This is a genomic window from Ensifer sp., from assembly GCF_035999135.1.
GTDB lineage: Bacteria > Pseudomonadota > Alphaproteobacteria > Rhizobiales > Rhizobiaceae > Ensifer.
In genome coordinates this window covers 68,709-93,858 of record NZ_DASYGZ010000200.1, presented here as the reverse complement: position 1 = coordinate 93,858, position 25,150 = coordinate 68,709, and the positions used below count along the sequence as shown (strand labels likewise).

Here is a 25,150-nt window from a genome sequence, read left to right as displayed (position 1 = left end):
AGTCAGAAGCCTGCCTTGCGCAGGCCCTCGCAGTAATGGATTCGCTGCCATTCCTCTCTAAAGGGAACGATCGCGATCCATTTGTCGAGATCGAAATCGGGGTGTACATCGAAAGTCTTGCGCACGTATTGGCGCGCCTTCTTCCGGTTGCCGAGCATGCCCCAGCTCGCTGCCGACAGCCGGTCGGCTGGCGTCGGATCGCGCATGCGCTCGATGTAGGAAATTGCCTGTTCGTACTGGCCGAGCGAGTAGCTCGCGCCGGCCGCGGTCCAGAAATATTCGTCGGGCGCGATCGGGTTGAGGTCGAGCGCCGCCTGGATCTTGCGCAGGCCGCCCTCCGGTCGCGAAGCCTGCACCAAGGTGTCAGCGTAGCTCGCGATGACGTTGGCGTGCTGCGGGCTCAGCGCCTCGGCCTTGTCGTGAAACTCCATGCTCTCGTCGAATTGCCTGAGATAGAGCTTCACGACGCCGAGCTCGCGGTAGCCCGTTGCCAGCGTGTCGTCGGCGACCACCGCGTCGCGCGCGTGGCGTTCGGCAAGCGCGAGCAGTTCGCTGTCTCCGCGCGCCGTCAGCAGCCACTCGACGAAGTAACTGCGGGCAAGCCCGCTCATCGCCGGCGCGAAGTCGCCGTTCTGGTAGAGCGCCTCGCGGAAGCTCTTGCGGGCTCGGCGCACCTCGGGAAGATTGAGCTGCTTGAGGTAGCGCTGTCCCAGGAGGAAGCTGCGATAGGAGCCGACATTGGTCTCGTAGGACTTGCGATGGGTCTCGTTGCGTTCGACCTGGCTGGCGATGGCAAGTGCGACCTGACGCGCGATCTCGCGCCTTGAGGCCATCAGGCCGTCGCCGTCGAGATTGAAGCGATCGGCCCAGATGACCTCGTCATTGGCAAAGAAGATCAGTTGCGTGAACAAGGTCAGCCGGCTGCCCTCGTCGGTGAGGCGCGTATCGAGAATGTAGCTGATCGCGTGCTTCTGGTAGGTGTTCGCCTTGTCGGCCTGCAGGCTGATCTGCGCGGCGGTATAAGGCGCGATGACGGAAACGGAGCGCAGCGCACAAAGACCGATCGTGACGTCTTCGATCAGGGCGCTTGCAAACTGGGTTGCCGGGCTGTCGATCATGCCGTTGTTCGGCGGCAGCAGCACGACGCGGGGAGGGCGCATGTCGCCGGCCGCTTCCGGCGCCGGCTGAAGAACGATCTGGGCGGGGCGGAATTCGCCCGCTGTCGTTGTCGGCAGGGTGCCGGCATGGGAAAGGGCCCGCGCCTCGAGGTGATTGCCCTCGAGCTGAAAGGCCTGCGTGAGTATCTTGCGCACATCCTCGTCAAGCGGGTTCAACTCAAGCAGCCGCGTTGCCGCGGTCTTGACCAGCTTGCGATGACTGCTCGTTGCATCCGGCGCGGCGAGAAGCAGGCTCTCGCGCAGGATCGACATATGTTCGCGACGCTGGCGCTCGATCCAGCCGTGCAACGCCTGTCCCTGGGACTTCAGGTCCTTGAGGAAATCCTCCTGAAAGGCTTCGACCGCTGCCTCGAGGCGCTCTACCGGATCGCCGGAAACGGCGCCGACGGCATCGAGGTCGCTGCGCAGCCGGCTGGCGTCGAGCCGCACCGCGGAAGGGGTAAACGTCAGGAACTGGCAGCCGATCTCGTCCTGCCGGGCGTTGATGCGCGAGATCGTCTTGCGCAAATTGACGAAGGCCTGGCTCGGAACGACCTCGTCCCACAGAAGCTTGGCGATGTCGTTGCGGGATTGCTCGCTGTATCGGCCGACGATCAGATGACAAAGAACGAGCAGGCCTTTTTCGGGGAAAGCGACTTCGCGCTCGTCAATATCGACGAGTCGCAGGCGCCCCAGGGTCTGCAGCGTGAATGTCATCCGATCATACCTGTCGGGCGTCGACGGTTATCCGTGCATGTCCTGCGCGTGGCTCGTCACGGCACGGGTCGGTTCGACTTCCGGCGTCTGCGCAACGGCAGCGACCAGAGAGATGATCTTCTTGCGCAGCACCGGGTCCGAGATTTTGAGGAACGCGCGGTTGAGCGCAATGCCTTCCTTCGACGACACGAAGGACGAAATCTCGCTGGGCTCGCGCGTCGTGTCGCCTGCGCCATTGCGGGCGCCGGCCGGATCTTCGCCTTCCTGGAAGAAGAAGCTCGGGTGAACGCCGAGGATGTCGGCAATTGCCTGAAGACGGCTGGCGCCGATGCGATTGGTGCCCTTCTCATACTTCTGCACCTGCTGGAATGTGATCCCGAGGCCGTCTGCCAGCTTTTCCTGGCTCAGTCCGGCCATCAACCGACGCATCCTGACGCGGGAACCGACAAAGACATCGATCTGGCTGGGGGCTTTCGTGTTCACTTGCATTTCCTCCGCACGTAGGAGTGTCAAATCATGCATATGAGTTTGCTTGAATAAATGTCCCGATGCAATCACCACGGGCTAAAACATGGCGATTTGCTGAGGAATAAAAAGTCTGGCGGTCGTCGCCTGACCGTTGGTCGCCGCAAACGGGGCATTGGCGGGAAAGCGCGACGGCCGGGCAGGGGCGATGTCTGCGACGACCGGCCTTTCGGCGCGCGAATCGGCCGCCTGGCGCCGGCATGCCGCAGCGCTTCCGGGCGCCGCCGCCGCGTCACGCCAAGCCGTTACGGTCGCCGTTACTGTTACGTACTTGCGCTCAGGTGACAGGCAAAGATGCTGAAGCCTCAACCGGTTGCCGCGCGCGCTTCCTTGAAGCGCCGGCATCGGTTGGCATCGTCCTGGCCGCCGGAGAACCCAGATGCAGAGATTGACGCTTGCCTTGACCCTGTTTGCGATTGCCACGGCCCCGGCAACGGCCGGCCCGGCAACAACGAGCGCATCGGTCAACTTCAGGGAAGGGCCGGGAACCGGTTTCAACAGCCTTGGCACGATCGCTGCGGGCGCCAGCGTCGATGTGAGGGAATGCGACGATGCCGGCGCCTGGTGCGCGGTCAGCTTCAATGGCCAGAGCGGCTTCGTCAGCGGCAAATACCTTGATGACGCCGACCCCAAGGGGCTTGGCTGGCCGCGGGCCTACAAGACCGACAGCGGAGCGACGATCACGCTTTACCAGCCGCAGATCAATGCCTGGAAGGACTTCACAGACCTCGATGCGCTGATCGCGGCGGAGTACAAGAAGACCGACGACGACAAGCCGATCTACGGCGTCGTCGGCGTCAGCGGCAAGACCAATGCCGACAGCGCATCCGGAGAGGTCGTCGTTTCCGATATCAAGCTGACTGAGATCAACTTTTCCGTACTCGACCGCCAGGCGCTCTCGGATCTCGCACTCGAGGTCGGAAAATTGATGCCGGTCGGGACGATCACGGTTTCCGAGGACAAGCTGACCGCGAGCCTCGCCGACTATGAACGGCTTGGCAATGTCGAGGGGCTGAAGGCCGATCCGCCGCCGATCTTTGTCAGCAGGCAGGCGGCGATCCTGGTCCAGACCAACGGCAAGGCGGTGTTCGCGCCGGTCAAGGGCGTGGACGGGCTTTCCTTCGCGGTCAACACCAACTGGGATCTCTTCAAGGTCGAGGCGGACGCAACCTATTACCTGCGCAACGACAAGGCATGGATGCAGTCGAAGGACCTCGCCTCGGGCTGGCAGCCGTCACCGTCACTACCCGAGATTTTCGGCAAGCTGCCGGACGATGACAATTGGAAGGATGCGAAGGCCGCGATCCCGCCTACGGCTGAAGCCGGCGTTGCGCCGACGGTCGTCTATTCCGACAAGCCTTCGGAATTGCTTGCCTTCGATGGTGAGCCGAAGCTCGAACAGGTTCCGGGCACAGGGCTGAAGGTTGCGACCAACACCGAGAGCGACGTCTTTTACCGCGACGCGGATTCCAGCTGGTACGTCCTCGTCTCGGGACGCTGGTTTGCGAGCGCCTCGCTCGACGGGCCATGGACGTTCGCCACGCCCAAGCTCCCGCAGGACTTCCAGAACATCCCGCAGGACGCAGCCTATTACACGGTGCGCTCGTCCGTTCCTGGCACGTCCGAAAACGCCGAGGCCCGGCTGAAGGCGAGCATTCCGGAAAAGGCGCGTGTCGCCCTCGACGGTTCGGTCAAGGTGGACGTTACCTATAGCGGGGAGCCGAAGTTCGAAAAGATTGACGGGACCACGCTCACTTATGCGGTCAATACCAACGAGACGGTCATCAAGGTCGGTGACAGGTACTTCGTGGTGAAGGATGGCGTCTGGTTCGTCGGTGACACGCCGACCGGACCGTTCGCCGTCGCCAAGGCGGTGCCGGACGAGATCTACACAATCCCGCCGTCATCGCCGGTCTACAACGCCACCTATGTGCGCATCTACGACACCGAGCCGGACGCGGTCTGGTTCGGGTACACGATGGGCTATCTCGGCGCGTATCTTGCCTGGGACACCTTCGTCTATGGCACCGGCTGGTACTATGACGACTACTGGGATTACGGCTGGGCCGGCGGCGGTTACTGGCCCTACTATCCGACACCTGTAACCTATGGCGTCGGAGCCTTCTACAATCCGGCCGTCGGCACATTCGGCCGCTACGGCTACGCCTACGGGCCTTATCGCGGAATTGCTGCAGGCGCCGCCTACAATCCGCGCACAGGAACCTATGTTCGCGGCGCCGTCGGCTACGGACCGAACGGCGACCGCGGTTTTGTCGCGGCCTACAATCCGCGCACGGGCAATGCTGCCATCGCCCGCGGCGGGCACAATGTCTACGGCAGCTGGGGCTCGGCATCCGTCAAGCACGGCTCCGACTTTGCGCGCATCAGCGGCGGCTCGACCGGCGATGCCGCGGGCGCCCATTGGCGCACGTCGGACGGCAACCATGGCTTCGTCGCCGGCGGCAAGGGTGGCGACGTCTATGCCGGGCGTGACGGCAACGTCTATCGCCGTGACGACGGGCAATGGCAGAAACATACACCGGATGGCTGGCAGCCGGTTCAAAAACCCCTGATCCAGGACCGGACGAAGGCGGGCGAGCAATTCGCCACCAAGCACCCCGATGCGGCTGAGAACCTCAATCAGCGGATCACCGACGGCAATCGCGGCAATCGCGCGCCCGATCATCTGGCGGTCGACAACATCGGCCGGCAGCTCGGCAACCAGCGCTCCTTCGAGCGGCAATCCTTCGATCAGCGGCCGTTGAATTTCCCGGCCGGAGGCGCCGGCGGGTTTGACCGTCCGGGCGGCTTCGGTGGCGGAGGCTACGGCGGCGGGTTCCATGGCGGTGGCGGCGGCTTCGGCGGTGGCGGGGGATTCCATGGTGGCGGCGGTTTCGGTGGCGGCGGCTTCCATGGCGGTGGTGGCGGATTCAGGCGCCGATGATAACGGCACGAACGGACGTTGACGGAACCGCCCGCGGGTATGCTAGCTTTGTGCAGATTGAGATGTGCCGATCGGGGGATCGTCACGATCGGCGGGGGTTTCGAGAATGAATTGCATTGGGGTGTTGCGTCGTCTGCTGGTTCCGGTTGTCGGTCTGCTGGCATTTCTTTTGGCCGCTTTCGTGCCGGTCGCAACCGGCTTTGCGCAGGATGCGGCGGCGGCGGCACCGCCCGCCAAGGTCCAGCAACTCATCCAGCTGCTCGACGACCCGGAAGTGAAGCAGTGGCTGTCGGCGAAGCAGGCGCCACCAGCCACTGAAACGGCGCCCGCGACAGCATCCCCGGCGACCGGCGTCGTCGCGCGCTGGACCGCCGAGATCAGGCGCCACCTGACGGGCATCTCCAACGCGGTGCCGCAGGTGTTTCCGGAAATGCGGGCAGCGCGCGACCGGCTGGCCGGCGATATGGAAAGCCACGGCAAAGCCCCCATTCTCAAAGGGTTCTTTTTCATTCTCCTGATCGGCTATGGCGCCGAATACCTGCTGCGGTGGGTCCTCAGGCGCAGCCTGAAGGGGGCCGTGCTGACGGGGCCGGCCCGCACCATGCTCACGCGGGTTCTGCCGTTGATCGTGTTTGCGGCGGCAAGCATGTCCGTGCTTGCGATCGCCGATTGGCCGACGCGACTGGAGGCGACCATTGCGCCGTTGCTTGGCGCGTGGATCGGCGCCCGGCTGCTGATGATCATCGCGTCTGCCGTCTTGACCGGTGGCCCCGCCAACGAGGGGAGCGCGGACGGGCGAACGGGGTATCTGTCCCTGACGGCGGACGAGGCCCGCTTCTGGCATCGACACAGCCTGTGGCTGATCGCTGCCGCTGCGCTCGTCTGGGGCGTTGGCGATGCGATGCGGGCGCTGTCGGTCTCCACCGACGTCCGCGATCTCGTCACCGCGATCCTCGGCTTCGTGGTGCTGGTGCTCGGGATCGTCACCGTGGTGCGGCGGCCCGTGGGCGCTGTCATAGGGTCGCGCCGCATCGTCGGCAACGTGCTGCTGATCGCCTTCTTGATCGTTCTCTGGCTGCTCTGGGTTGCGGGCATGGACGTCCTGTTCTGGATCGGCCTCTACGTGATCGGCCTGCCGCCATTGTTGCGGTTCACGAGCGCCTTTACCAAAACGCTGCTGGACGCCAATGCCGAAGACGAAACGCGTGTTATGCGCAACATCTTCATCGAGCGCGGCGCAAGACTGTTGGTCATTGCGCTTGCGGCCGGGTGGCTGGCTCTGATCTTCAAGGTCAGCGCGACGGCGATGATGGAGGACGACGCGTTCAATCGGGTCGTGCGCGGGGTGCTGGCCGGCATCGTCATCCTGCTGGCGGCGGATCTGGTCTGGCAGTTGGTGAAGGGGTTCATCAACCTGCGCGTCAAACAGGCCAACCACGCGACCGACGACCCGGCTGAACGTGCCCGCAACACCCGTATGATGACTTTGCTACCGATCCTGCGCAATTTTCTCGCAGCGTTCATCGCCGTCGTGGCGGTGCTGATGGTGCTGTCGGGTCTCGGCGTCGAAATCGGTCCGCTGATCGCCGGTGCCGGCGTGTTCGGTGTGGCGATAGGCTTCGGTTCGCAGACCCTGGTCAAGGACGTTATCAGCGGCGTCTTCTACATGATGGACGACGCTTTCCGCATTGGGGAGTATATTCAGAGCGGCAGCTACAAGGGCACGGTCGAATCCTTCAGCATTCGCTCGGTGAAGCTCCGGCACCACCGCGGCCCCGTCTATACCGTTCCCTTCGGCTCGCTGGGCGCGGTGCAGAACATGAGCCGCGACTGGGTGATCGACAAGTTCCTGATCAATGTTTCCTTCGATGCCGACGTCGCCAAAGTGAAGAAGGTTGTGAAGGGTATCGGCGCCAAGTTGCTCGAGGATCCGGATATCGGGCCGCTGATCCTGGAAACGGTGAAGATGAAGGGCGTCGAGAATTTCGGCGACTACGGCATGACCTTGAGTTTCGCCATGAAGACCAAGCCGGGCAGCCAGACCCAGGTCAGGCGCCGGGCCCAGGTCATGATCAAGGAGGCCTTCAAGGAAAACGGCATCAACTTCGCTTCGCCGACTGTGCAGGTGGCGGGCGACGAAGCGCAACAATCGGCGGCGGCTGCGGCCGCGACGCGCGATGCGATTGCCAAGAAGAACGCTGCGGCAGCACTCGGCGAGGGTGGTGCGCCGAAGGAGTGAACACAAAACTGGTCGATAACGGTGCCCTGGGCTGGGGAGGCCAAGATGAAACGGCTTTTGTTCGGACTATTGATCCTGCTCGTCGCAGGTGGCGCAAACGGCTGGGCGCAGTCGGAGGAACAGGCGAGCGAGAAATTCCTCCGCTCGATGCTTTTGCCGCACAAGAACGACTTCGACGGCATGGAAAAGCGCCGTCTCGTGCGCATCCTCGTGCCGTTCAGCAAGACGATCTACTTCATCGATCGCGGCCAGCAACTGGGAACCGCTGTCGACTTCGGCACAGCGCTCGAAAACGAGCTCAACAAGGGCCGAAAGAAGCAGATCGACAAGATCCGCGTCGGCTTCGTTCCCATGCCGCGCGCGAAACTGCTGTCAGCGCTCGACGAGGGGCTCGGCGACATCGTCATGGGCAACCTGACGATCACCGAGGCGCGGCTTGCCAAGGTGGATTTCACCGATCCGCTTTACAGTGAGGCCAAGGAGGTTCTTGTCACCGGTCCCACTGCGCCGGCCGTGACCAGCCTCGATGACCTGAGTGGCAAGGAGATCGATATACGCCGGTCGAGCAGCTATTATGAGCACCTGGCCGCGCTCAGTGCGAGCTTCGAAAAGGCCGGGCGTGCGCCGATCGCGTTGAAGGACATGGACGAAAACCTCGAGGACGAGGACGTGCTCGAGATGATCAACGCCGGGCTGCTGCCCTGGACGGTTGTCGACAAATACAAGGCCGACATCTGGGCGACGGTCTTTACCGACCTCAAGGTGCGCGACGACATCGCGGTCTCCGACCATGGCCAGGTGGCCTGGGCGATCCGCAAGGACAGCCCCAAGCTTGCGGCTGTTCTCAACGACTTCGTCAAGACCCACAAGGTCGGGACGACCTTCGGCAACATCCTGAAGAACACCTACTACAAGGGCGACAAGATGCTGAAGCGCGCCTATGCGCCGGAGGATGTCGCCCGCTTCAAGCAACTGGTGGAAATCTTCCGCAAACACGGCGACACCTATTCCTTCGACCATCTGATGCTGATGGCGCAGGGCTACCAGGAATCGCAGCTTGACCAGTCACGCCGCAGCCACCGCGGCGCGGTTGGCATCATGCAGCTGTTGCCTTCGACGGCGGCCGACAAATCCGTCAACATCGACGGCATCGACAAGGACGAGAATCTGAACGTCGAGGCCGGGACGAAATATCTTCGCTACCTCGTCGATACTTACATCAACGATCCCGGGATCACTCCGAAAGACCAGCTGCTGTTTGCGTTTGCCGCCTATAATGCGGGACCCGGAAACCTCAGGAAGTTCAGGGCGAAGGCGAAGGACATGGGTCTTGATCCGAACCTCTGGTTCGGCAATGTCGAGAACGCGGCTGCCGCGATCGTCGGGCGCGAGACGGTTCAGTATGTCAGCAACATCTACAAGTACTATATCGCCTACAGCCTGCTTGCGACGCACGATGCCGACGCCGCGGCGGTAAAGACGGTCGGAACGCAGCCGGCAACGGCGCAGTAGACGGCCTGGGCGGCGCCGGCGCATGGCCGGTTTTGCGCCGCCGCGTGCAAGGGACCAGTGAAACGGGCGGCGCATCCCGCTGCGCCGAAAGGTGGAGGCACGGAGAATGAACGCTTTGCGCAGGAAACCCGGTATCGGTCGGATGGCCGGTCTGCTTGGCATTGTCGCCTCAGCGCTTGTTGCCTGTACGACGCCGGACCTTGAGCCCATTCCCGGCAGCATCACCTATGGCGGGCAGCCGCGCACGAAGCTGACCAAGGCTCCGGTCGGCAGCATCGTTCCGCACCGCTTCACCAGCGGCAACAGCTTCGTCCAGGAAACCTACGTCATCCAACCCGACCGTTCGCTGAAACTGATCCGCCGGGACTACTACGATCTGCCGGTCGACCGGTAAGCCGCCGGTCTTTACGGGCTCGCGTCGGTTGACAGTGCCTCGCTCTGGGATGATAGCTCGCTGCGGATGAAGATTGCCTTTTACGCACCGCTGAAATCTCCAGATCACCCCGTTCCCTCCGGCGACCGGCTGATGGCGCGCATGCTGCTTGCAGCGTTGCGGACTGGCGGTCATGAGGTTGCCGTCGTTTCCCACCTGCGCAGCTTTCAGGCGACGCCGTCCGCAGACGCGTTCCGTCAGCTCGAGCGGGAGGCCGGCGCCGAGGTCGCTCGCCTGCGCGACGCCTGGCAGCGCGAAGGCGCGCCCGATCTGTGGTTCTGCTATCACCCGTATTACAAGGCGCCGGATCTTCTCGGCCCGGCGCTTGCAGCGGAATTTTCCATTCCCTATGTGACCGCCGAGGCGTCCTATTCGGCGCGCCGCAACGAAGGCGTTCGCGCTGTTGCCCAGCGCTTCGTTCTTTCGGCGATCGAACTTGCAGCCGTCAATATCTGCCTGACGGTCCGCGACCGCGACGGCCTCATCGAGACCGCCCCGGCCTGCCGGCACGCAATACTGGCACCGTTCATCGATGCGAGCTGCTTCCAGCCCTTGCCAGTGCGAAACGACGATGGTTTCCGCATGGTCACGGTTGCGATGATGCGCAGCGGCGACAAGTTGGACAGCTACCGCATGCTGGCAGGGGCGCTTTCTCTCGTCACCGACCTTGACTGGACGCTGACGATCGTCGGTGACGGGTCGTGTCGCGACGAGGTGCAGCAGGCCTTCGCCGCCGTTCCGTCAGAGCGGTTGGAATGGCTTGGCGAACAGCGCGCGGAGGATCTGCCCGACATTCTGTCGCGCGGTGACCTCTATGTCTGGCCTGGATGCGGCGAGGCCTATGGCCTTGCCTATCTCGAAGCGCAGGCCGCGGGCCTGCCGGTTCTTGCCCAACGGACGGCCGGCGTTCCGGAGGTGGTTCGAGATGGTGCGACCGGGATCCTGACGCCTGAAGGCGATGTCGAGGCCTATGCTGCGGCGATGCGATCGCTGATCGTAGATCCGCGCGGCCGCCGGCAATTGGGTCTCAACGCCCGCAGCTTCGTCCACGGCGAACGCTCGTTTGCCGCCGCGGCAGAGCGGCTCCGAACGATTTTCGATGCGTTTATTGAGGTGACGGGATGACCGACAGCCATTGGCAACAGCTTGCCGTCATGCTCGAGCAGGTGGCGGCTTCCGGCCGAACGGTGGATTTCTGGCTGCGGGACGATGATGCGTTTCAGCCGAGCGAGCCGCTCGACCGGTTGCTTTCGCTCGTCGAACGCTACGCGGTTCCCGTAGTCGTCGCCGTTCCGCCCGCCCAGGCGACCGACGCGCTTGCCCAGCGCATCGATGCGCTTGCCGGCATCAATGTCGCGGTGCACGGATGGGCGCACGACAATCACGCGCCGCCTGAGGAAAAGAAGCAGGAGCTTGGCCCCCATCGCCCGCGTGAAACGGTTCTGGCGGAGCTTGAGCGCGGCTATCTGCGATTGCAATCGTTATTTCCCACGGCCCTTGTACCGATGCTGGTGCCGCCATGGAATCGGATCGATGCCGGCCTGCTCGATGGTCTGCCCGGCATCGGCTTTCGCGTCTTGTCGGTCTTCGGCCCGGAAAAGCCGGCGCCGCTCAGGCTGGTGAACACCCATGTCGACGTGATGGACTGGCACGGCACCCGCGGCTGCCGCGACCATGCGTCGATTGTCGCCGACATCGTGACCCGGGTTCGGCAGGTCTGCGGCGACGTCGAGGGGAGGGCGGATCAGACGGGGCGCACGATCGGACTCTTGACCCACCATCTGGTGCACGACGAGCGCGTCTGGGCGTTCCTGGACCGGCTGTTCGACATGATCGCCGGCCATCCGGCCTGCCGCTGGCGCACAGGCCGCGATCTCACAGGTCGATGATCTGCCCGTCGCGTGCGGCAAAGGCGCCGGCGAAGGTTTCCTGGACGTCGCGCTCCATTTCGGCAAGCGCCTCGTCGGTGCGCGAGGGGTCATGGTGGAACATCGCAAGCTGCTTCACGCCGGCGGCCATCGCCAGCCGGGCGCCGTGCATGCCGGTCGAATGCCCGTAGCCCTGGAAATGCGCCATCTCGCTTTCGAGATAGGTGCAGTCATACACAAACAGATCGGCCCCGGCGATGAGGTCGAGCACGGCCGGATCGAGTACGCCGGGTTCGTGCTCGGTATCGTAGGCGAGTGCCACCGAACGGCCGTTCCATTCGATCCGGTAGCCGACGCAACCGCCGGGATGGCGCAGGCTCGTCGTGCGGATCGTGATCCCTTCGCGTGGCGTCAGCACGTCACCGGGCTTGAAGTCCATGCCGTCAAGACTTGCCTGGCAGATGTCGGGATCGACCGGGAACCACGGCGGGCGCATGAAGTCGCGAATCATTTCCCTCGTGGTCATCGTGCCGTGGAGATGGCCGGACCAGAAGCGGACGGAATTGCGACACTTGTAAATCGGCTTGAAATAGGGAAGGCCGATGATGTGGTCGTAGTGGCTGTGGGTGAAGAACAGGTCGAACTCTTCAATGCCTTCGGCGATCAGCGCGTAGCCTGCCTCGCGCAATCCTGATCCAGCATCGAACAGCAATACATCCTTGCCGCATCGGATCTCGATGCAGGATGTATTTCCCCCATAGGCGACGTATTGTTGGCCGGATACCGGCAAACTTCCTCTTACGCCCCAGAACCGCACTCGAAAGTTGTCGTCACGCATTCAGTTTCGGCTTCACTACGCACACTTGGATCATTTTGACCCTTGTATGACTGTTAAACAAGCACATATGGCCGCACCCCTGCAATGCCATGGGTAATTATTTGGAATGTAACCCCAGCCTTGCCAAGGGCGGGGCGGCCAGATCGTCCGACAGGCCCTCGAAATCTCGTGGGTTTGCCCGGTCGATGATGGCCTTGGCAGCGGCTTATGAAACTTTTTGTTGCGCACTTATGTAGTTTATCTATCGAACAAACTGTAACGCAGGGAACAGGTCGGATGGCTGAGGCGGGTGAAGGACGGTTCTACGACACCGTACCCCTTTTCGATGCGTTCGAAGGTGTGGCGGACGAGACGAATTATCGCCCGCTTCCGGACGGCTGGGTTCTTGCCGTCGCCGATATCGTCAATTCGACCGGTGCGATCGCCGACGGTCGCTACAAGACGGTGAACATGGCCGGTGCCAGCGTGATTTCGGCGCTGATGAACGTTCTTGAAGAAAAGACCATGCCCTTCGTTTTCGGCGGGGATGGCGCGCTGGCGGCGCTGCCGGCATCGATGGCCGAACGGGCGCATGGCGCGCTCGCGGCCGTCAAGACCTGGGTGGCCGAAGAGCTGGGGCTCGAATTGCGCGCTGCGCTGGTCCCGGTCACGGATATCCGCGCAAACGGTCTCGACATGCGCGTCGCCCGCTTCAAGGCGAGCGACGAGGTTTCCTATGCGATGTTCGCCGGCGGCGGTGCGAGCTGGGCGGAGGCGGCGATGAAGGCCGGGCGCTACCACGTTGGCGCGGCCGCCGCCGGAAGTCGCCCGGATCTCACCGGTCTTTCCTGTCGCTGGAACCCGATCCAATCGCGCCACGGCACGATTGCGTCGATCATTGCGGTGCCGGGGGCCAAGGGCAACGGGCCGGAGTTCCAGGCGCTGATCGCCGACATCGTCGCCATGGCCGACGAGGAAGAGCGCAACGGGCATCCGGTCCCGGTGCTCGGACCGGACCCGCGCTTCTCCTTCAAGGGGATCGATGCGGAGGCGCGCGCGCAGGCGCCGAAGGGATGGCGCCTCGGTACGCGCCTCTGGATCACACTGCAGACTCTGACCCTGTTCGTCTGCCTGAAGATGGGCTGGAACCTCGGCACGTTCGATACGAACAGGTATCGGCGCGACCTTGCCGACAACACCGATTTCCGCAAGTTCGACGACGGCCTGAAGATGACGGTCGACATCAGTGCCGCGCGGCTTGAGCGTATTGAGGCGCGATTGCTTAAGGCTATGGCGGACGGTGTCGCCCACTTCGGCCTGCATAGCCAAGATTCGGCACTGATGACCTGCATCGTGCCGACGCCGATGACCCGCGACCACATCCATTTCGTCGACGGCGCCTCTGGCGGCTACGCGGTGGCCGCAAGCAAGCTCAAGGCGACGCTCGCGAAAACCGCAGCGGAACCGAAAGGCCTCGGGCCGACCGCCTGATCCGGATGATCTGCGCAGCACGCAAGCTGCGGTCGCGGGGCGCCAGACTACGCCTTGACGATATGGTCCCCGGCAAGCCCGTTGCGATGGAACACGTTGCGGGTGTCGATGACGAGCGGCGCCCACCTGGCGAGCGCCGCATAGTCCACCTGATCGTGGTCGGTGGCGATGAGCACGGCGTCGAAGCTCGCGATCGTCCGTTCGTCGAGTGCGACCGACCGGCGACCCTTCAACACGGCATATTCGCGTGTCGGCGGGATCTCGGCGACGTAGGGATCGTGATAGGCGGTCCGGCCGCCGCGCTCCTCGATCAATTCGATCAGGCGCAGGGAGGGGCTTTCGCGAATGTCCGGGACGTTCTTCTTGTAGGCCAGTCCGATGACGAGAACGTTGGAGCGGCTGAGCGCCTTGCCCGCGTGCCGGTCGAGCGCTTCGGCAAGGCGGCTGACGACATGACGCGGCATGGCCGAGTTGATTTCGCCGGCAAGTTCGATGAAGCGCGTCGGCAATTCGTATTCGCGCGACTTCCAGGTGAGGTAGAAGGGGTCGATCGGGATGCAGTGTCCGCCGAGGCCTGGGCCGGGGTAGAACGGCATGTAGCCGAACGGCTTGGTCTTGGCAGCCTCGATCACTTCCCAGACGTCGATGCCCATGGCCTCGTAGACGATCTTCAGTTCGTTGACGAGGGCGATGTTGACCGAGCGGAAGATGTTCTCTGTGAGTTTCACGGCCTCGGCCGTGGCGTTGGAGGAGACCGGCACCACGGTCTTGACCACCGCGGCGTAGAACGTCTCCATCAGCTTTGCCGCCTCGGGCCCGTCGCCGGCGATCACCTTCGGGATGCTGACGGTCTCGTAGACCGGGTTGCCGGGGTCTTCGCGTTCCGGCGAAAAGCCGACGAAGAAGTCGACGCCGGATTTGCGCCCGGTCTCTTCAAGGATCGTGCGCACGACGCCGTCGGTCGTGCCCGGATAGGTGGTCGATTCGAGCACGATCAGTTGCGCCGGCCTCAGCGTCGCGGCGATGGCACGCGAGGTCTTCTCGACGAAGGAGAGGTCGGGGTCGCGGTGCTTGGTCAGCGGCGTCGGTACGCAGATGATGATGACGTCGCAATCGGCAAGGTTCGTGAAATCCGTGGTCGAGCGGAAGCGGCCGGCGCCACTCTCCTGCGCAAGGGCCGGATCCGAGACTGCCGCGATATAGGATCTGCCCGCGTCGAGCGCGACGATCTTGGCGGGGTCGATATCGAAGCCGGTGACGGGAAATCCTGCGCGCGCGGCCGCGATGGCCAAGGGCAGGCCGACATAGCCAAGTCCGATGACGCCGACCCGTGCGCTCTTGGCGGAAATGGACGACAGCAGGCTTTCGAAGTGAGGTGAGGTCAAGTTTCTTTTCCAGGTCTCGTGGGCAAAGGGGCGCGCGCCAACATGTCGTGGTTTGTTGGAGAGAAACAAGATCCAAGTCAAGCGAGCGGTCGATGGGCGAGAATGCCTGCTTCTGACGCCGCCATCAAAACTTCGTGCAACGACATCTGTGACAAAATCTTCATCAACCTCTGGAAATCGGTAGCCGCCATCAATATCTGCATTAGATAAGGGTCGATTTCCGGGTGCCTGCACGTCGTTGACGCCGGAATCGGCTGGAGCATTTTCTTAACGGGCACGGCTCATCATCATCCACCGCGAACTTGGACCGGCTCGACGCCGGGGCGTTCGCCGTCTCTGGATGGTGACTGGGGACGGTCTGTCATGACGAGGTCGCGAAATGAGCCCGACGAACGACAATGTATCCGAAATCCTCATCGACAAGGTCGCCGACTGGCTGATGCGAACGTCGCTCAGCGACGCGCCGCTCGAGACGATCGTGAAGGGCTTTTGCGAGCGGCTTGCCGCCGCCGGCCTGCCGCTGATGCGCGTGCATCTTTCCTTTTCCATGCTGCATCCGCTCTATGATGCGCTTGGCTTCACCTGGGTTCGCGGCAAGGGCGTCGAAGTGAGCGGCCTCCGGCATGAGGAACTGGCGCTCAATCCGGAGCGCTTCCTGCAGAGCCCCTATTATTATCTGCTCAACAACAATCTCGAGCATGTCCGCCGGCGCATCTACAAGGATACGCCGTCCGAATTTCCGATCTTCGACGATCTGAAGGAGCAGGGCGCGACGGACTACCTCGCCTTCATGCAGTCGCTCGGCGCCGATTCCGGCCACGGCATGGTCGGATCCTGGACGACGGATCGTCACGGCGGGTTTACCGACGATGTGATCGGTGCGCTGCTGAAGCTGCAGCATCATCTGGCCGTTGCCGCCAAGATGGCGGTGCTCGGCAAGCTCGCCGACAACATGCTGACGACCTATCTCGGCTCCAGTGCCGGTCGCCGCGTGATGAGCGGCCAGGTCCGTCGCGGTGACGGCGAAACCGTGCGCGCGATCCTTGTGATGGCCGACATGCGCCGCTCGACCATGCTGGCGGAAAAGGAAGGGCGGCAGTCCTATATCGAGACGCTGAACAGCTATTTCGACGCGATCGCAGCCCCCTTCAACCGCAATGGCGGCCATATCCTGAGCTTTGTCGGCGACGGCTTCATCGCGGTCTATCCCTGTGGCCGCCACAAGGAGCCCTCGGAATTCGCCGCCCGCGAGGCCTTTACGGCCGTGCGCGCGGCGACGGTGCGAATGGAGATGCTGAACGGAGAACGGCGCAAGCAGTCCCGCGATCCGATCGGCTATGGCGTCGGCTTGCACGTCGGCAACGTGATGTTCGGCAATGTCGGCTTGCGCGACCGGCTGACGTTTTCCGCCTTCGGCTCTGCGGTCAACGAAGTCCAGCGGTTGCAGAACCTGACCAAGAAATATGCCCACAGCGTCGTCGCGAGCGAAGCCTTCGTCAACTATTGCGGCGGCGACTGGACAGCACTCGGCCAGGAGAAACTGAGGGGCGTTCGGCAGAAGTTTACGATTCTTTACCCGAACGACTCGGCACTGCTTGCGCGTGCGGACGAGCGCTTCGATGATGTGCTGCAGGATGGACTTTCCGAGGCGGAGCATGTCATGCTGCTCCATCGCAATACGCGCCCGCTCCAGCCGCCGCGCGGCCTGATCGACAAGATGCTTCAGTAAGGGGGAAGAATGTTCCGAGCCGTTTTTTTCGCCGCTTCCATCGTCATGGCCGGGAGCGCGATGGCCGAGCCATGGGAAACAAAGCTTGCCGATGGCTTCGAGGGACAGAATTTCGCACCGGAAGGCGGGCTCTACTATCGCGAGAATTTCGAGCAGACCGCCGGCACGGTGGACTTCCAGAACGATGTCAAACGCACCGGAAACGGCGCCCTCCGCCTGAGCGTGGTTCCGACCTGTCCAGACTCGCTCGACGGTTGCAGCGAGCGCGCTGAGATCTGGGAGAAGACGGCCCTGCGCGTGCCCTATGACCAGGGCGTCTGGTATGGCTTCGCCGTCAAGTTCGCCGATCCGATCCCGAAAGAGGATCACCGCTACCTCATTGCCCAGTGGAAGCGTGAGATCGACCCGGGCGCGGAGGGTGATTTCAGCCCGTTTCTGGCGCTTCGCCTCGAATACGGCAAGCTCTTCGTCACGGTGGAAACCAACTACCTGATGCCGCTGTCGGTCGGTCCCGAGGGGACGGCGGCGACGTGCAAGCCCGGCCAGGTTCCCGTATGGGGGCGGCCCGGCGTCAACCAGATGCGCATGCTTGTCGCTGCAGACAGCCATTGGAAACTGGAAGACGGCAACCTCTTCAACGGCTGCACCGATGCGGTCAAGATCACCAACCACGGCAACCCGCTGCCCGATCCGAATTCCGGCTGGATCGACTTTGCCGTCTACACGCAACCGGGCGCTGCCGGCACCGGTCGCATCGATCTCTACGCCAATGGCAAGCCGATCTTCACGGCCAACGGGCATATCGGACACGCCGACAAGGGGCTCGGCAAGAACCAGTACTTCAAGTTCGGCCCCTATCGGGCGGCCGATACGACGGACTGGACGCTGTTTTACGACGACTTCCGGCGCTCGCCGAAATGCTCCGATGTGTTGAAGGAGGGTACCTGCCCTTCGCTCTAACCATCTGAAGATGCACGTGGGTAGAGCCTTGTCTGCAACCGTCCATGCTGGACAGCCCTTAGAAGCTGCGCTAGTCTTTTTTTAGAGGCGGCGGATAAAAAGCGATGAGGGAAGCGTGCTGCTATGACATCTGGGGCGGACCTGCTTCGAGTTGAAGGTCTGCGGATCACATTCTCGGTGCTCGGCGGCGAAGTTCAAGCCGTCAATAACGCGAATTTCAGGATATTGCCGGGCAAGGTTACGGCTCTTGTTGGCGAGTCGGGATCGGGCAAGTCTGCGATCAGTCAGGCGGTGATGGGCATTTTGCCGAACGTCGCCAGGGTTGGTGGCAAAATTTCGTTCAACGACCCGGCATCGGCGGGAAAGCCGATCGATCTCCTGTCGCTGGAGCGGGAAGGGGACGAGATCCGCAGCCTGCGCGGCACGCGGATCAGCAAGATCTTCCAAGAGCCGATGACGTCGCTGTCGCCGCTCCACACCATCGGGAACCAGATTTCCGAGGTGCTCAAGATCCACACGGATGCGGAAAAGGCGGAACGCAGGGCGCGCACGGAAGAGCTGCTCGGCTATGTCGGTTTCGCCAATCCGAAGCGCGCCTACGATATGTACCCGTTCGAGCTTTCGGGCGGCATGCGTCAGCGCGCAATGATTGCAATGGCATTGATCTGCCGGCCGGCGCTGCTCATTGCCGACGAGCCGACGACGGCTCTCGATGTGACCGTGCAGGCACAGATCCTGAAACTGCTTCGCGAGCTTCAGGTGAAGCTCAACATGGCGATGCTTCTGATTACCCACGACCTCGGCGTGGTCGCCAACATGGCCGACGAAGTCGTGGTGATCTATCACGGGCAGATCGTCGAGGCGGGGCCGGTCGAGGCGATTTTCCGCAATCCGCAGCACCCTTACCTCAAGGGGCTGATGGCCGCCGTTCCGCATTTCGATATGAAGCCCGGCGAGCGACTGAAGGCGCTGCGCGAAGTCCCGGTCAAGGCGGGCACGCTGCTTGGCACCTCGACCGCCGATCGGCGCGCGGGGCCAGAGGTGCTTTTGTCCGTCCGAAACCTGTCGAAGACCTATGGGACGCGTAAATCGTCCTGGTTCGGCGGTGGCGAGAGTTCGCAGCACCGGGCCGTTGACGACGTCAGCTTCGATATCCGCCGCGGCGAATGCCTCGGGCTTGTCGGCGAGAGCGGCTGCGGCAAGACGACCGTCAGCAAGATCCTGATGCGGGCCGTCACGCCCGACACTGGTTCGGTCACCTTCGACAATGGCGAAGGTCCGGTCGACGTGCTCAAGGCGCAGGGCGACACGCTGCAGGAATTGCGATCGAAGATCCAGATGGTGTTCCAGGATCCGGTTTCGTCGCTTTCGCCGCGCATGACGGTCAAGAACATCCTGAGCGAACCGCTGGAGATCCACGGTCGCGGGAACGCGAAGTCGCGCGTCGAGACGGTGCGCTCGCTGTTGCAGGCGGTCGGGCTCGACCAGCGCTTCATCAACCGCTACCCGCACAGCTTTTCGGGCGGGCAGCGCCAGCGCATCGGCATCGCCCGCGCCCTCGCGCTGGTTCCCGAACTCTTGATCTGCGACGAGCCTGTTTCGGCGCTCGACGTTTCCGTCCAGGCACAGATCCTCAATCTGCTCAAGGATTTGCAGAAGGAACTGGGACTGACCTGCCTGTTCATTTCGCACAATCTGGCCGTCGTGGACTATATGGCCGACCGCATTGCGGTGATGTGTGCCGGGCGGATCGTCGAGCTTGCGCCGCGCGAGGTGCTGATGCGCAAGCCGGTACATCCCTATACCAAGTCGCTGCTGGCCGCCGTTCCCTATCCGGATCTCGACCGGCCGCTCGATTTCGACCGGCTGAAGGACAGTGAGGGATCGGACATGCGGCGCTGGGGACCGCAGTTCCGTGATGATGACGCTGGCGACACACTGATCCCCGCGGATCTCGGTGGCGACCATTTCGTGCTCGCCCGCCGGTCCGTGGATGCAGGGGAGTTACGGCCATGATCACCCGCCGAACTGTACTGGCATTGCTTGCAACTGTGGCCCTGCCGAGCCGGCTCCTTGCCGCCGGCGATCCCGCGTTCCTGGAAAAGCTGATCACCGATGGCAAGCTGCCGCCGCTCGCCGAGCGGCTGCCCAAGTCTCCGCGCGTCATCAACGTGGCGGCCATGGGCCGCCAACCCGGCAAATACGGGGGCGTCGTGCAGATGCTGATCGGCAGCGCCAAGGACATCCGATTGATGACCATCTACGGCTATGCCCGGCTGGTCGGCTTTGACGAAACGCTGAAGCTCGAAGCGGACGTGCTCGAAAGCTACGAGACGGTCGAGGACCGCATCTTTACCTTCCATATCCGCGAAGGCCACAAGTGGTCGGACGGCACGCCTTTGACGGCGGAGGATTTCCGCTACTGCTGGGACGATGTGCTCAACAACGAGAAGCTCAGCCCGGCCGGGTTGCCGACAGCGCTCGTCATGGATGGTGAGGCCGGGAAATTCGAGGTCATCGACGAACGTACCGTGCGCTACTCGTGGTCGACGCCCAACCCGGATTTCCTGCAGAAGCTTGCCGGCCCGCAGCCTCTGGTGGTGGCGATGCCCTCGGCCTACCTCAAACAGTTCCATGAGAAATATCAGGAAGAAGACAAGCTGAAAGCGCTGATGAAGGAGGAGCGGGTCAAGAAATGGAGCCAGCTCCATATGCGCATGGCGCGATCTTACCGACCTGAGAATCCCGATCTGCCGACGCTCGATCCCTGGCGCAACACGACGCCGCTGCCGGCCGAACAGTTCGTTTTTGAGCGCAATCCCTACTACCATCGCGTCGACGAGAACGGCTTGCAGCTTCCCTACATCGACAAGTTCGTGCTCAGCGTCAGCTCGTCGGCCCTGATCCCGGCCAAGACCGGAACCGGCGAAAGCGACCTCCAGGCGACAGGCATCGATTTCGTCGACTACACTTTCCTCAAGGATTCCGAGAAGCGCTACCCGGTACGGGTCCTCCTGTGGAAGAAGACGCAGGGCTCGCGCCTGGCGCTGCTTCCCAATCTCAATTGTTCGGATGAGGTCTGGCGGCCATTGCTGCAGGACGTGCGGGTTCGTCGCGCGCTTTCGCTTGCGATCGACCGGACCGAGATCAACAAGGCTGTCTTCTACGGCTTGACGAAGGAAAGCGCCGACACGGTGCTGCCCGACAGCCCGTTGTTCCGGCCCGAACTCGCCAATGCCTGGGTCGCGCACGATCCGGCACAGGCAAACACACTGCTTGACGAAGTCGGCCTGAAGCAGCGCGGCAGCGACGGTATCCGCATCCTTTCCGATGGCCGGGCAGCGCAGATCGTCGTGGAGACGGCGGGCGAAAGCACGCTTGAAACGGACGTGCTGCAACTCATCACCGACTACTGGCAGAAAATCGGGATATCGCTCTTCATCCGCACCTCGCAGCGTGACACGTTCCGCAGCCGCGCCGTCGGTGGCGAGATCATCATGTCGATGTGGTTCGGGATCGATAACGGCGTTCCGACCCCGAACATGAATCCCGGGCAACTTGCACCGACCGCGGACGACCAGCTGCAATGGCCCGTCTGGGGGCTCAACTATCTGTCCCATGGCGAAATGGGCCAGCCGCCGGATCTTCCAGCGGCGGTCGAACTCACGGAGTTGCTGCAGCGCTGGCGCCATTCGGCGGAGGATTCCGAGCGGACGGAAATCTGGAGCCGGATGCTGTCGATCTACACCGACCAGGTGTTCTCGATCGGCATTGTCAATGCGTCGCTGCAGCCGATCCTCGTGGCGAAAAAGCTCAGGAATGTGCCGGAAACGGCCCTCTACGGCTTCGATCCCACGGCCTACTTTGGCGTCTACAAGCCCGATACCTTCTGGATCGAGCAGGAAGGCTGACATGCTGCGTTATATTCTGTGGCGTATCGCGGCGATGATTCCGACCCTCCTTATCATCTCGGCGCTTGTCTTCACTATCATCGAATTGCCGCCGGGCGACTATTTCGAAAGCTACATCGCCGAGATCAAGGCGCAGGGCGAAGGCGTCGACATGGAGCAGATCGAGGCGCTGCGCAAGGAGTACGGCTTCGACCAGCCGGCGCCCCTGCGCTACGTCCACTGGGTCGCCGGTATGCTCCAGGGTGATTTCGGCTATTCCTTCGAATACGAGCTGCCGGTGAGCGATGTCGTCGGCGATCGCCTGTGGCTGACGATCCTCGTGTCCTTCGTCACCATCATCTTCACTTGGCTGATCGCGTTTCCGATCGGCATCTATTCGGCGACGCACCAATACAGCTGGGGCGATTACGGCCTGTCGCTGATGGGGCTGATCGGCATCGCCATTCCGAACTTCATGCTCGCTTTGATCCTGATGTATTTCGCCAACATCTGGTTCGGGATCTCGATCGGCCATCTGATGGACCAGAAATATCTGGCCGAACCGATGAGCTGGGAGAAGGCGAAATCGATCCTCGAGCACATCTGGATACCGGTGATCATCGTCGGGGCCGCCGGCACCGCCGGCATGATCCGGCGGCTGCGCGCCAATCTGCTCGACGAGCTGCAGAAGCAATATGTGGTCACGGCGCGCGCCAAGGGGCTGTCGCCGATGCGCACGCTGGTGAAGTACCCACTGCGCATGGCGCTCAATTTCTTCATCTCGGATATCGGTTCGATCCTGCCGGCCATCATCTCCGGCGCTGAAATCACCGCGATCGTGCTGTCGCTCGAGACCACCGGACCGATGCTGATCAAGGCCTTGCAGAGCCAGGACATGTACCTTGCCGGTTCGTTCCTGATGTTCCTCGCCTTCCTGACGGTGATCGGCGTGCTGATCTCCGATATCGCACTCGCCATTCTCGACCCCAGGATCAGGCTGCAAGGCAGGAGCACCAAGTGACGTCATTCCTTCCTGCGCCCGGCGAGCCCTTGCCGCATTACGTATCGACCGCCCCCTTTGATCCCTATTCCGTCGAGGCGATGACGGACGAGCAGGTGCGCGTCAACCAGGCCTCGCAGTTGAGGCTGATGTGGTGGAAGTTCCGGCGCCACAGGCTCGCGCTCGTTTCCGGCATCTTTCTCGCAGTGCTTTACCTGTCGATCCTGATCAGCGAGTTCCTGGCACCCTACAATCTGCATACCCGCAACATGGACTTCATCTATGCCCCGCCGCAGTCGGTGCATCTGTTCCACGAGGGCAAGTTCGTCGGGCCCTTCGTCTACGGGCGCACCATGACGCTCGACATGGACACGCTGAAGCGCAACTACGCCGACGATACCACCGACGTGCAGCGGTTGCGGTTCTTCTGCCGCGGCGACAGCTATCGGTTCTGGGGCCTGTTCGACAGCAACGTGCATCTCGTCTGCCCGGCCAAGGACGGCCAGGCCTTCTTCCTCGGAACGGACCGTCTCGGCCGTGACGTGCTGTCGCGCATCATCTACGGCGCGCGCATCTCGTTGACCATCGGCCTGCTCGGCATCACCGTCAGCTTCGTGCTCGGCATCGTCATCGGCGGGCTTGCGGGATATCACGGCGGTATCTTCGATCTCATCACGCAGCGCGTGATCGAGGTGCTGCAATCGATCCCGAGCATTCCGCTCTGGCTGTCGCTGGCGGCGATCATGCCGGCCACCTGGAGCCCGATCCTCATCTATCTGGCGATCACCATCATCCTCGGTCTTCTCGACTGGACGGGACTTGCGCGCGCGGTGCGCTCGAAGCTTTTGGCGCTGCGCGAAGAGGACTACGTGCTCGCGGCCCAGCTGATGGGCGCCAAGCCAAGCCGCATCATCGGCCGGCACCTCGTTCCCGGATTCATGTCCCATCTGATCGCGACCGCGACGATATCGATACCGGGCATGATCCTCGGCGAAACCGCTTTGAGTTTCCTCGGTCTCGGCCTCCGGCCGCCGATCACCAGCTGGGGCATCCTGTTGACCGAGGCAAAGAGTGTCAGTGTCATCGCCTTCTATCCATGGCTCCTATTTCCCACAATTCCGGTCATTCTTGTGATTTTGGCGTTCAACTTCTTGGGAGATGGCTTGCGTGACGCGGCCGATCCCTACAAATGAAGCCCGGTTTGACGCTGGCAGCGGTCCGCGTGAAACGGTTCATTGTACCCTGAGCGAAAGGTTCCTTGCATGATGCGGCGTTTCGAAGATGCCCGGATCCTCATGTATAGCCATGACACGTTCGGGCTCGGACACCTCAGGCGCTGTCGCACGATTGCGCATTCGCTGGTGGAAGACTTCCGCGGTTTGAACATTCTGATCATATCGGGCGCGACGATCGCCGGCGCTTTCGACTACCGCGCCCGCGTGGATTTCGTGAAAATCCCGAGCGTGATCAAGCTTCACAACGGCGACTACACCTCGCTCGACCGCCACATCGAGCTGGACGAGACGCTGAAGATGCGCCAGGCGATCATTCGCCACACGGCCGAGACCTTCAAGCCCGACATCTTCATCGTCGACAAGGAGCCCATGGGCCTTCGCGGGGAGGTCGAGGAAACGCTGACTTACCTGAAGGCGCACGGCACGACGCTGGTTCTTGGCCTGCGCGAAGTGATGGATGCGCCGCACCTTCTGGAGGCGGAGTGGAAGCGGCGCGACACCATGCGCAAGATCGAGCAGTACTACGATACGATCTGGGTTTACGGTCCGCCGGATTTCTATGATCCCTTGACCGAACTCGAAGTGCCGCCCGCCGTGCGCGACCGGATGAACTTCGTCGGCTTCCTGCAGCGCAGCGTGCCGCGCGAGGAGCTGCCGGGCCACAAGCCACAGGGCGACTATATCCTGGTGACCACAGGCGGTGGCGGCGACGGCGCCGACCTCATCCACGACGTCATCCATGCCTATCAGCAGGACCCGGAGCTCACCCATCGGGCGCTGATCGTGCTTGGTCCCTATATGCCGGTGAAAAAGCGGGAAAAGCTGATCCGCAAGGGAAGCAAGATCCCCTATATCAAGATCATCGAGTTCGACAATCGCATGGAGGAGCTGATCGCCGGCGCCAAGGGAGTGGTCGCCATGGGCGGCTACAACACCTATTGCGAAATCCTCTCCTTCGACAAGCCGGCGCTGATCGTGCCGCGCATCCAGCCGCGCGAGGAGCAGTTGATCCGCGCCCGTCGTGCCGCCGAACTCGGTCTTGTCGAGATGATCTTGCCTGAAGAAGCGGAAGATCCGTTGCGTTTTGCGGCCGCGCTGAAAGCGCTGCCGTACCGCGCGCCGCCGTCGAAAAGCAGCGCCAATGGCCTCAGGCTGGAAGGTCTGGCGCACATTTCCGACATTGTCGGCAGGTGGCTCGACCGTCCGTCCAGCGATCACCTTAACGTCGTGAAGAAATCGAGCTGAAGC

Annotated in this window: 18 protein-coding genes; 14 read left to right on the top strand and 4 right to left on the bottom strand. The window is 62.6% G+C overall.

What is annotated here, in order from left to right:
• Nucleotides 1–2: 2 nt before the first annotated feature.
• Both VGO12_RS26400 and VGO12_RS26395 read right to left on the bottom strand, forming a co-directional pair.
• Nucleotides 3–1,874: an SARP family transcriptional regulator gene (locus tag VGO12_RS26400; protein WP_327515678.1), complete on the bottom strand. Its 1,872-nt coding sequence runs from the start codon at nt 1,872–1,874 to the stop codon at nt 3–5.
• A gap of 27 nt (nt 1,875–1,901) precedes the next feature.
• Entirely contained in the window at nt 1,902–2,357 is a 456-nt protein-coding gene (locus tag VGO12_RS26395; protein WP_327515677.1) for a helix-turn-helix domain-containing protein, read from the bottom strand.
• A gap of 421 nt (nt 2,358–2,778) precedes the next feature.
• Here VGO12_RS26395 and VGO12_RS26390 point away from each other — a divergent pair, with 421 nt between their 5' ends.
• The 6 genes from VGO12_RS26390 to VGO12_RS26365 all read left to right on the top strand — a co-directional run bounded on the left by VGO12_RS26390 (nt 2,779) and on the right by VGO12_RS26365 (nt 11,416).
• On the top strand, nt 2,779–5,343 hold the full coding sequence (locus VGO12_RS26390; protein ID WP_327515676.1) for an SH3 domain-containing protein: 2,565 nt from the start codon (nt 2,779–2,781) through the stop codon (nt 5,341–5,343).
• Nucleotides 5,344–5,449: 106 nt separating this feature from the next.
• On the top strand, nt 5,450–7,582 hold the full coding sequence (locus VGO12_RS26385; RefSeq protein ID WP_327515675.1) for a mechanosensitive ion channel domain-containing protein: 2,133 nt from the start codon (nt 5,450–5,452) through the stop codon (nt 7,580–7,582).
• A gap of 45 nt (nt 7,583–7,627) precedes the next feature.
• Nucleotides 7,628–9,094 (top strand): lytic transglycosylase F, encoded by a 1,467-nt coding sequence (locus VGO12_RS26380; RefSeq protein WP_327515674.1) that lies wholly within the window; start codon nt 7,628–7,630, stop codon nt 9,092–9,094.
• Nucleotides 9,095–9,236: 142 nt separating this feature from the next.
• Nucleotides 9,237–9,488 carry a hypothetical protein gene (locus tag VGO12_RS26375; RefSeq protein WP_327515716.1) on the top strand — a complete coding sequence of 84 codons (252 nt, stop codon included), beginning with the start codon at nt 9,237–9,239 and terminating at the stop codon, nt 9,486–9,488.
• A 66-nt stretch (nt 9,489–9,554) separates the two neighbouring features.
• Nucleotides 9,555–10,652, top strand: coding sequence for a glycosyltransferase family 4 protein (locus tag VGO12_RS26370; RefSeq protein WP_327515673.1), 1,098 nt, complete (start codon nt 9,555–9,557; stop codon nt 10,650–10,652).
• Nucleotides 10,649–11,416: a polysaccharide deacetylase family protein gene (locus VGO12_RS26365; protein ID WP_327515672.1), complete on the top strand. Its 768-nt coding sequence runs from the start codon at nt 10,649–10,651 to the stop codon at nt 11,414–11,416. The genes VGO12_RS26370 and VGO12_RS26365 overlap by 4 nt, the downstream gene beginning before the upstream one ends.
• Here the strand turns inward: VGO12_RS26365 and VGO12_RS26360 are convergent.
• The gene (locus VGO12_RS26360; RefSeq protein ID WP_327515671.1) at nt 11,403–12,233 is read right to left on the bottom strand and encodes an MBL fold metallo-hydrolase; all 831 of its coding nucleotides are present in this window, start codon (nt 12,231–12,233) and stop codon (nt 11,403–11,405) included. The genes VGO12_RS26365 and VGO12_RS26360 overlap by 14 nt on opposite strands.
• Nucleotides 12,234–12,509: 276 nt before the next feature.
• Between VGO12_RS26360 and VGO12_RS26355 the strand changes: the two genes are divergently transcribed.
• Nucleotides 12,510–13,703, top strand: a complete 1,194-nt coding sequence (locus VGO12_RS26355) for a DUF3095 domain-containing protein (RefSeq protein ID WP_327515670.1) — start codon at nt 12,510–12,512, stop codon at nt 13,701–13,703.
• A gap of 47 nt (nt 13,704–13,750) precedes the next feature.
• Here the strand turns inward: VGO12_RS26355 and VGO12_RS26350 are convergent, their stop codons facing one another.
• Nucleotides 13,751–15,088: a nucleotide sugar dehydrogenase gene (locus tag VGO12_RS26350; protein WP_327515669.1), complete on the bottom strand. Its 1,338-nt coding sequence runs from the start codon at nt 15,086–15,088 to the stop codon at nt 13,751–13,753.
• A 379-nt stretch (nt 15,089–15,467) separates the two neighbouring features.
• On the opposite strand from VGO12_RS26350, the gene VGO12_RS26345 reads away from it, so the two are divergent.
• The 7 genes from VGO12_RS26345 to VGO12_RS26315 all read left to right on the top strand — a co-directional run bounded on the left by VGO12_RS26345 (nt 15,468) and on the right by VGO12_RS26315 (nt 25,147).
• Nucleotides 15,468–16,817 carry an adenylate/guanylate cyclase domain-containing protein gene (locus VGO12_RS26345; RefSeq protein ID WP_327515668.1) on the top strand — a complete coding sequence of 450 codons (1,350 nt, stop codon included), beginning with the start codon at nt 15,468–15,470 and terminating at the stop codon, nt 16,815–16,817.
• Between the two features lie 9 nt (nt 16,818–16,826).
• Nucleotides 16,827–17,777: a polysaccharide lyase gene (locus tag VGO12_RS26340; RefSeq protein ID WP_327515667.1), complete on the top strand. Its 951-nt coding sequence runs from the start codon at nt 16,827–16,829 to the stop codon at nt 17,775–17,777.
• Between the two features lie 123 nt (nt 17,778–17,900).
• Complete coding sequence (locus VGO12_RS26335; protein ID WP_327515666.1) at nt 17,901–19,793, top strand: ABC transporter ATP-binding protein; 1,893 nt, start codon at nt 17,901–17,903, stop codon at nt 19,791–19,793.
• Nucleotides 19,790–21,688, top strand: a complete 1,899-nt coding sequence (locus VGO12_RS26330; RefSeq protein ID WP_327515665.1) for an ABC transporter substrate-binding protein — start codon at nt 19,790–19,792, stop codon at nt 21,686–21,688. Before VGO12_RS26335 ends, VGO12_RS26330 begins: the two co-directional genes overlap by 4 nt.
• 1 nt (nt 21,689) lies before the next feature.
• Nucleotides 21,690–22,688, top strand: coding sequence for an ABC transporter permease (locus tag VGO12_RS26325; protein WP_327515664.1), 999 nt, complete (start codon nt 21,690–21,692; stop codon nt 22,686–22,688).
• A complete protein-coding gene (locus VGO12_RS26320) occupies nt 22,685–23,860 on the top strand; it encodes an ABC transporter permease (RefSeq protein WP_327515663.1) in 1,176 nt (391 codons plus the stop codon). Before VGO12_RS26325 ends, VGO12_RS26320 begins: the two co-directional genes overlap by 4 nt.
• A gap of 69 nt (nt 23,861–23,929) precedes the next feature.
• The gene (locus tag VGO12_RS26315) at nt 23,930–25,147 is read left to right on the top strand and encodes a glycosyltransferase family protein (protein WP_327515662.1); all 1,218 of its coding nucleotides are present in this window, start codon (nt 23,930–23,932) and stop codon (nt 25,145–25,147) included.
• Nucleotides 25,148–25,150: the final 3 nt, after the last annotated feature.